6 protein-coding genes and 1 pseudogene are annotated in these 6,707 nt (G+C 75.2%); all 7 read left to right on the plus strand.

What is annotated here, in order from left to right:
- Window positions 1-216: 216 nt before the first annotated feature.
- Entirely contained in the window at window positions 217-1,224 is a 1,008-nt protein-coding gene (locus tag CLM62_RS27730; protein ID WP_095752640.1) for an iron ABC transporter permease, read from the plus strand.
- A 20-nt stretch (window positions 1,225-1,244) separates the two neighbouring features.
- Window positions 1,245-2,066, plus strand: a complete 822-nt coding sequence (locus tag CLM62_RS27735; RefSeq protein WP_095752641.1) for an ABC transporter ATP-binding protein — start codon at window positions 1,245-1,247, stop codon at window positions 2,064-2,066.
- A 56-nt stretch (window positions 2,067-2,122) separates the two neighbouring features.
- Complete coding sequence (gene amiA / locus CLM62_RS51935; protein ID WP_257004127.1) at window positions 2,123-2,236, plus strand: streptamidine family RiPP; 114 nt, start codon at window positions 2,123-2,125, stop codon at window positions 2,234-2,236.
- A gap of 91 nt (window positions 2,237-2,327) precedes the next feature.
- Window positions 2,328-3,161, plus strand: coding sequence for a hypothetical protein (locus CLM62_RS27740; protein WP_095752642.1), 834 nt, complete (start codon window positions 2,328-2,330; stop codon window positions 3,159-3,161).
- Complete coding sequence (locus CLM62_RS27745) at window positions 3,158-4,639, plus strand: CocE/NonD family hydrolase (RefSeq protein WP_095752643.1); 1,482 nt, start codon at window positions 3,158-3,160, stop codon at window positions 4,637-4,639. Before CLM62_RS27740 ends, CLM62_RS27745 begins: the two co-directional genes overlap by 4 nt.
- The gene (locus CLM62_RS27750; RefSeq protein ID WP_095752644.1) at window positions 4,636-6,015 is read left to right on the plus strand and encodes a YcaO-like family protein; all 1,380 of its coding nucleotides are present in this window, start codon (window positions 4,636-4,638) and stop codon (window positions 6,013-6,015) included. Before CLM62_RS27745 ends, CLM62_RS27750 begins: the two co-directional genes overlap by 4 nt.
- A gap of 36 nt (window positions 6,016-6,051) precedes the next feature.
- Window positions 6,052-6,707, plus strand: a pseudogene (locus CLM62_RS27755) (SagB/ThcOx family dehydrogenase); the annotation flags it as partial.

Genomic DNA, 6,707 nt, shown 5'->3' on the forward strand with positions numbered 1-6,707 from the left:
GTCGGGCAACCGCAGGCCGGCGGCCCGGCGCCGAGCGGCGGGCACCGCGGTGGCGGGCTCGGCACCGCAGGGTGCCGAAGCCGTACCCTCCGGCCCGTCGGAGAAGGAGCCTTCCACGGGGACCCGAGAGCATGTCCGTCGAGGGGATCCCAGGAGCGACAACCCTTCCGGAGTTTCCGCCGCACGCGGTGAGGCGACCGGAGCGGAGGAGGTCCGGTGAGCCGGCGTTTCGCGGTGCTCGTCGCACTCACCGTCGTATGCGCCGGTGCGGAACTGGTGGCCGGGCGCGCCATGTCCCCGGCCGTGGTCTGGGACGTCCTCGGCGGGGGCGGCGATACGACAGAACGGCACATCCTGCTCCAGCTCCGGTTGCCCCGTCTCCTGGTGGCCCTCGGCGCGGGGGCGTGCCTCGGCGTGGCGGGCCTGGTGCTGCAGTCGGCGCTGCGCAACCCGCTGGCCGGGCCCGAGGTGACGGGTGTGACGCCGGGGGCGGTGCTCGGGGCCGTCGTCGCGACCAGCCTCGGGCTCGCGGGGTGGGAATCGCCCCTCGCCGTGGTCGTCGCCGCGTGTGTGGGCGGCTGCGCCGGGGCCGCGCTGCTGTGGCTGCTCGCCGGGCGCGGCCGCGGCGACCCCGCGCAGACCGCCGTCCACGGGGTGCTGGTGTCGGCGGTGCTCGGCGGACTCACGGCCATGGTGCTGCTCGTCGATCCGGGGGAGCTCGGCAGCGTCGTGCAGTGGCTCGTCGGCACCACGGAGGGCAGGGTGTGGCAGCACTGGCACCTGCTGTGGCCGTGGGCGCTGGCCTGGGGAGTGGCGGCGTGGCTGCTGACCGGGCCGCTGACCCTGCTGCGCTGCGGGGACGAACTCGCCCTCGCCGCCGGGCTCTCCGTGAGGCGGGCCCGGACCCTCGCCCTGCTGTGCGCGGTGGCGCTGACGGCGGGTGCGGTGGCCGCCGTGGGGGCGCTGGGGTTCGTCGGGCTGCTCGTACCGCACCTCGCCGTGGCCGTCTTCGGCGCCGACCTGCGGGTGACCTTGCCCGGCGCCGCCCTGGTGGGCGCGGCCGTGGTGTGCGGGGCGGACGCGACGGCACAGCTGTCCTCGCGACTGCTGGCGGCCGCGCTGGACTCCGGTCGGCTCACGCTGCCGGTCGGGGTGCTCACCGCCTGCCTCGGGGCCGCGCTGCTGCTGGTCGTCGTGCGCCGCGCGCCGAGCCGTACGTTCTGATGTCGACTTAAGGACAGAGCATGACCGAGTCCGTGGGGATCCGCGTCGAGGGGGTCCACTTCGGGTACCCGGGACAACCCGTGTTGCGGGGCGTCGACATGACCGTCGAGCCGGGTGAGCTGACCGCCCTCATCGGCCTCAACGGCTGCGGTAAGTCAACCCTGTTGCGGCTGGCCGCCGGACTGTTGCGGCCGGACGAGGGGCGCGTGCTGCTCGGCGGGGACGACCTCGCGCGGCTGTCCCGGCGCGCCACGGCCCAACGGGTCGCGCTGCTGCACCAGTCGGCCCCGGCCGTGCCCGGTATGACGGTGCGTCACCTCGTCCGGCAGGGGCGGTACGCGGCGCGCGGCCCGCTCGGCATGCTGCGCGAGGGCGACGACCCCGTCGTACGCCGCGCACTGCGCGACGTCGGCGTGGAGCAGTGGGCCGAGCGTGACGTCGACGCGCTGTCCGGGGGAGAGCGGCAGCGGGTGCGGCTCGCGATGGCGCTCGCCCAGGACACCCGCGTCCTGCTGCTGGACGAGCCGACCACCTACCTCGACCTGCACCACCAGCTCGACGTGCTGCAGACGGTGGTCCGCCTGCGTGAGGAACGCGGCCTCACCGCCGTGATGGTGCTGCACGACCTGGCCCACGCGGCCCGGTTCGCCGAGCGGATCGTCGCCCTGCGGGACGGCCGCGTGGTGGCCGACGGGACGCCGAAGGAGGTCGTCACGCCCGGGCTGCTGGCGGACGTCCTCCGGGTGGCCGGCCGGGTCGGCCGGGACCCCGAAGGGGGCTGGCCCGTGTGTTACCCAGATCACCCCCTCCCCGCTCTAGAGAATGAAAATCATATTCATTAGAGTCGGCGGCGGCGCTCACCCGAACGCCGTATCTCCCTGAGGAACAAGGAGAGTTCATGGACAACGAGCAGATCTTCACGCCGATCGCCGACCAGGGCCAGCTGGCCCACGCCTCGGCCTCCCACTCCAACGCGCTCGTCGAGAACCCCTTCGAGGACAACGAGGAGTAAGCGAGGGCCCAGCACCCTCGACCGTGGGCCCGCCCGTCACCTTGCGGGCGGGCCCATGCCATCCCAGGCCCTTCCCACAGGAGGATCGGACGTGTCCCGCAGCCAGCTCGTGCCCGGTGTCGAGATCGTCTCCGTACCCGGGCGGGGTCTCGCCGTCCGCACGGCCGAGGGGGAGTTCCTCAGCGTCAGGACGGGGGACACGGACGAGGACGCCCTGCTCTCCCGCCTGTCCGGTACGACTGCGGGTGAGCCGGACGACGAACTCGGCCGCATCGTCCGGGCCTTCGAGAATGCCGGGTACCTGGCGGGCCGACCGCGGAGCCCGCGATGGCCCGCCGATCGCCGGGACATCCGGCTGCTGGGCGACCCGGTACTGACCGAACCACTGGCCGCGCTCCTGCGCGCGCTGGGCGCCGAACCGACAACGGCAGCTCCCGACGGAACGGCTGACGACCTGTCCGCCGACGAGCCCGCCGCGGTCGTGTGGTGCCTCGACGGGCCCGTGCCCGACGGGCTGTGGGGTGCCGCCGACCGGCTGCCCGAGCGCGGCATCGCCTGGCTGCGCTGCCACCGTGAGGGCTGGCAGGCGTACGTCGAGCCGCTGGCCGCCGTCGCGGGGGATGTCACCTCGGCGCACGTCCGGGCCCGTCGGCTCGCCGCCACACCCGCGCACCGCGAGCTGGCCGCCTACTGGAGCGGGCCCCGTACGTCCGGCGTGCCCGTTCACCTCACCGCCCCGGCTGCGGGGCTGCTGGCCGCCCTGCTCGCCGACGACCTCAGGCGGTGGGCCACCGGCGCGCCCGACACCGGCGAGCTGCCCGCCCGGCGCCGGCTCCGGTGCGTCGACCTGCGCACGCTGACCGTCGCCGAGCACCCCGTGCTGCCCGTGCCCGACGTCGCCCAGATGCCGAGGAAGGCCGGATGACGCCGTTCACCGTGGCCGTCGAGGGGCTCGCCACCGACGTCCATCTTCCGGACGGCGACGGTCCCGTCCCGGCCGTCCTCATCCGCACGCCCTACGACCGCAGACGGCACCGGGCCGAGCTGCGCGGCTGGGCCCGCCGCGGGTTCGCCGCGCTGGTCCAGGACGTACGGGGCCGGCACGCTTCGCCGGGGGAGTGGCACCCGTACGAGAACGAGGCCGCCGACGGAGCGGCGACCGTCCGCTGGATTCGCGGGCAGTCATGGAGCGACGGGCAGTTGGTCGCCGTCGGCGCCTCCTATGCCGCTCACTGTGCCCTCGCCCTCGCGCTCGACTCGCCCGCGGACGCCCGGCCCGACGCCGTCATCGCCGCCGTGTCCGCGCTGGACCCCGCCGCGACGGCTCGCGAACCCTCGGGCGTGGAACGGCTGTTGGCCCGCGCCGGGTGGTGGGCGGCCCACGGCGACCGGCCGGACTCCGACGAGAGCGCCCTGGACAAGGCCCTCGCCGCGGACCCCGGTCTGCTGACCCATCTGCCGCTGACCGGCCTCCCCGAGCGGCTCGGCCGGAGCCTGCCCTCCTGGCCGGGCCTGTGGCGGCACCGCGAACGCGGCCGGCTCGTCTCGGAGGCGGAGCACGCCGGGATGCCCCTGCTGGCGGTGGGCGGCCACCACGACCACTTCACCGAGGACACCGTCGCGTTGTGGCGCCGCTGGGGCGGTCCGTCGGCGCGGCTGCTGCTGGGCCCCTGGGGGCACGGCCTGGTCGCCGAGCCCGGCCCCGATGCCGAGCCCGCGCACCGGGTGAGCCTCGGCGAGCTGTACGTGCGCTGGGCCCGCCGCGCCCTCGCCGGGGACCTCGGCCCCGGGCACCATGGTGCGGTCGGCCTGGGCGGCAGCCCGCTGTGGGTGCCCGCCGACACGGAGGGCGAGCCGCGCACGCAGAACGTACGGCTGCTGCACGGCTCCTCCTTCACGGCCGATCCCGAACGCCCCGTGTCCTCCGAGGACTTGGCCGTCCCCACGGACGGTCCGCCCGACCGCTGTCTGCTGGTCACCCCGCCACTGCCGCGTCCGCTGGACGTGGTCGGGCCCGCAGAGGTGCGGCTGCGGGCCACCGCCCACACTCCGTCCGCCGACTGGGCCGTCCGGCTCGTCACCATCACGCCGGCAGGGGTGGCCCAGCGGCTCGCCGTCGGTGTCGTCCGACGCGAGGAACCACCGGGGAGGAACGCCGAGCTCACGGTAGGACTTGGCCGGCTTGTGCGGCGGCTGCCCGCGGGCAGCCGGCTCCGCCTGGAGATCGCCGGGCACCACTTCCCGGCCCACGCCCGCAACCCCCACACCGGCGACGACCCGGTCACGGCCACCCGGCTGCTCACCTCCCGGCGCGAAGTCGACCCCGGGAGCGTGGCACTCCGGCTGCCCGTGCTCATGTCCCCTCCCACCCCCACCGATCCCGCAGAGGAGATCCTGCTATGACGGCGCTGCCGCTCGAAGCTCTCGTCGACCCCATCTGCGGCATCGTCCGCAAGGTCGAACCCGTGGAGCACCCCGCGGGCGCACCACCCCGCTATACCGCGCTCACCGCCGAGATCGCCGACGCCCGCCGGCTCGGTCTGTGGCCCGCCGACCGGGTGTCGCTCGGCACCACCTTCGGCGACCCCGAGGGTGCCCGAACAGCCGCGATAGCGGAGGGGATCGAGCGGTATTGCGGCAACCGCGTGCCGCCGCCCGGCCACCCCGACGCCCCTCTGCGTGCCACGGCCGCCGAGCTGGCCGAGAAGGGCCTGCGGCTGTACGGTCCGCACGAGCTGCCGGTCTACGCCGACTGGCAGTACGCCCGCGACAAGTTCCCTTACCGCCCCCTCACCTCCGACACGCCGTCCCTGTGGACGCGCGGTACCGAGCGGCTGCCCGAGGGGCGGACCGCCGAGGTGTGGGCGCCGGTCGCGCTCACTCACCTCAACTGGCGCCAGGGCGAGCTGCGTTCGCTGCCGCGCACCCACCACCTGAACTACGCCGGGATCGCCACCGGGCAGGGCTTCGGCGACGCGGCCGAGCGCGGCCTGCTGGAGATCGTCGAACGCGACGCGCTCGAACTGTGGTGGCACCTCGACGGCCCGGCCCGCGGCATCGACCCCGCCAGCGTGCCCGGCCTCGTCGACGACCTCGCCGGATCCGCGCTCGACGTCCATCTCGTCGAGATGCCCTCGGAGTTCGCCCCCTGCATGGCCGCGCTCGTCCACGACCCCCGGCTCGGCCTGTACGCCGCCGGGTTCGCCTGCAAGTACGACCCGGCCGACGCCGCCCGCAAGGCCGTCCTCGAAGCCGTCCACACCTGGGTCTTCACCCAAGGTCTCACCGACCCCGACGGCTGGGTGTTCCAGGCCGTCGAGGCCGGGCTGCTCGCGCGCGGCCTGTACCTGGACCACCGCGCGGACGGCCGCTATCTCGATGTGTGCGGCGAACAGTTCGAGCACGTACGGGACCTGGGCGCGCACGTTCAGGTGTGGCTGGACGAGCGGATGGCGCCCGAGGCCCGGCGGTTCACCGAGCCCGCGCACGGGACCGTGTCCATCGACGCGGTAGAGCCCGGCAGCCGGGACCGGCTGGAACGCGCGCTCCACGAGGGCGGCCACCGTGTCATGACGTTCGACCTCACCACCGAGGACGTGGCCGAAACGTCCCTGCGCGTCGCCCGGGTCCTCGTCTCCGGGCTCCTCCCCAACGCCCCCGCCGCCTTCGGCTACTTCGGCTGCCCCCGCCTCGCCGACGCCGCCGTCGCCCGCGGCTGGCGCTCGACCGCACCGAGCGGGCCGGAGGACTTCACGCTGGCTCCTCCGCCCCACATGTGAGGGCGCTCCGTGAAACCCGAGTCTGAGGCCCGTCCCGTGGAACACACAGATGAGGCACGCGCCGTGGGGCACGCGGACCAGTACCGTCCGGTGGACCTCGTCACCGCTCTCGCCCGCGCCCGCTCTTCGGAGGATCCCGGCCCCGACACACCCGCCGGGCCCGCCGTCCGTGCCTGGCCGGGGCCGCCGTGCCCCATCCCGGAGGCCGGTCCCGGTGAGCTGGACCTGCGGGCCCTGCTCCGTCTCTCCCTGGCGGCCTCGGACGGCTCCGGGCGGTTGCGGCCCGCACCTTCCGCGGGCGCGCTGCACCCGGTGGACGCCGAACTCGTCGTGGGCACCGGCTGCCCGCTGCCGCCCGGGCGCTACGGCTACGACCCGCTGCGCCACCGCGTGCACCGCCTCGGCCAGGAACCCGACGGAACGCTGCCCGGGGCGACCGTCGAACTCTCCGTCACCCCACGGCGCACGGTCTCCCACTACGGCCACCGCGCCTGGCCGCTGATGCTGCTGGACACCGGGCACGTCGCCGCGGCGCTGTGGCTCGCGGCTCGCGCGCTGGGCACGCGCGCGTCCCCGCTCCGGCTGGACGGGCTCGCCGAGACCCCTCTCGCCGCAGTGCACCTCGCCCTGCCCGAGCGGGCGGGCCAGGTCTGCCCACGCGACGGCACGTACCGGACCCGTCCGCCCGAAGG

This window comes from Streptomyces sp. SA15, from assembly GCF_002291145.1.
Classification (GTDB): domain Bacteria; phylum Actinomycetota; class Actinomycetes; order Streptomycetales; family Streptomycetaceae; genus Streptomyces.

What these genes read in the sequence shown, in the direction of transcription:
- CLM62_RS27735 (WP_095752641.1), top strand. Translation starts at nt 1,245, where the DNA reads ATGACCGAGTCCGTGGGGATCCGCGTCGAGGGGGTCCACTTCGGGTAC.
- amiA (WP_257004127.1), top strand. Translation starts at nt 2,123, where the DNA reads ATGGACAACGAGCAGATCTTCACGCCGATCGCCGACCAGGGCCAGCTG.
- CLM62_RS27745 (WP_095752643.1), top strand. Translation starts at nt 3,158, where the DNA reads ATGACGCCGTTCACCGTGGCCGTCGAGGGGCTCGCCACCGACGTCCAT.
- CLM62_RS27750 (WP_095752644.1), top strand. Translation starts at nt 4,636, where the DNA reads ATGACGGCGCTGCCGCTCGAAGCTCTCGTCGACCCCATCTGCGGCATC.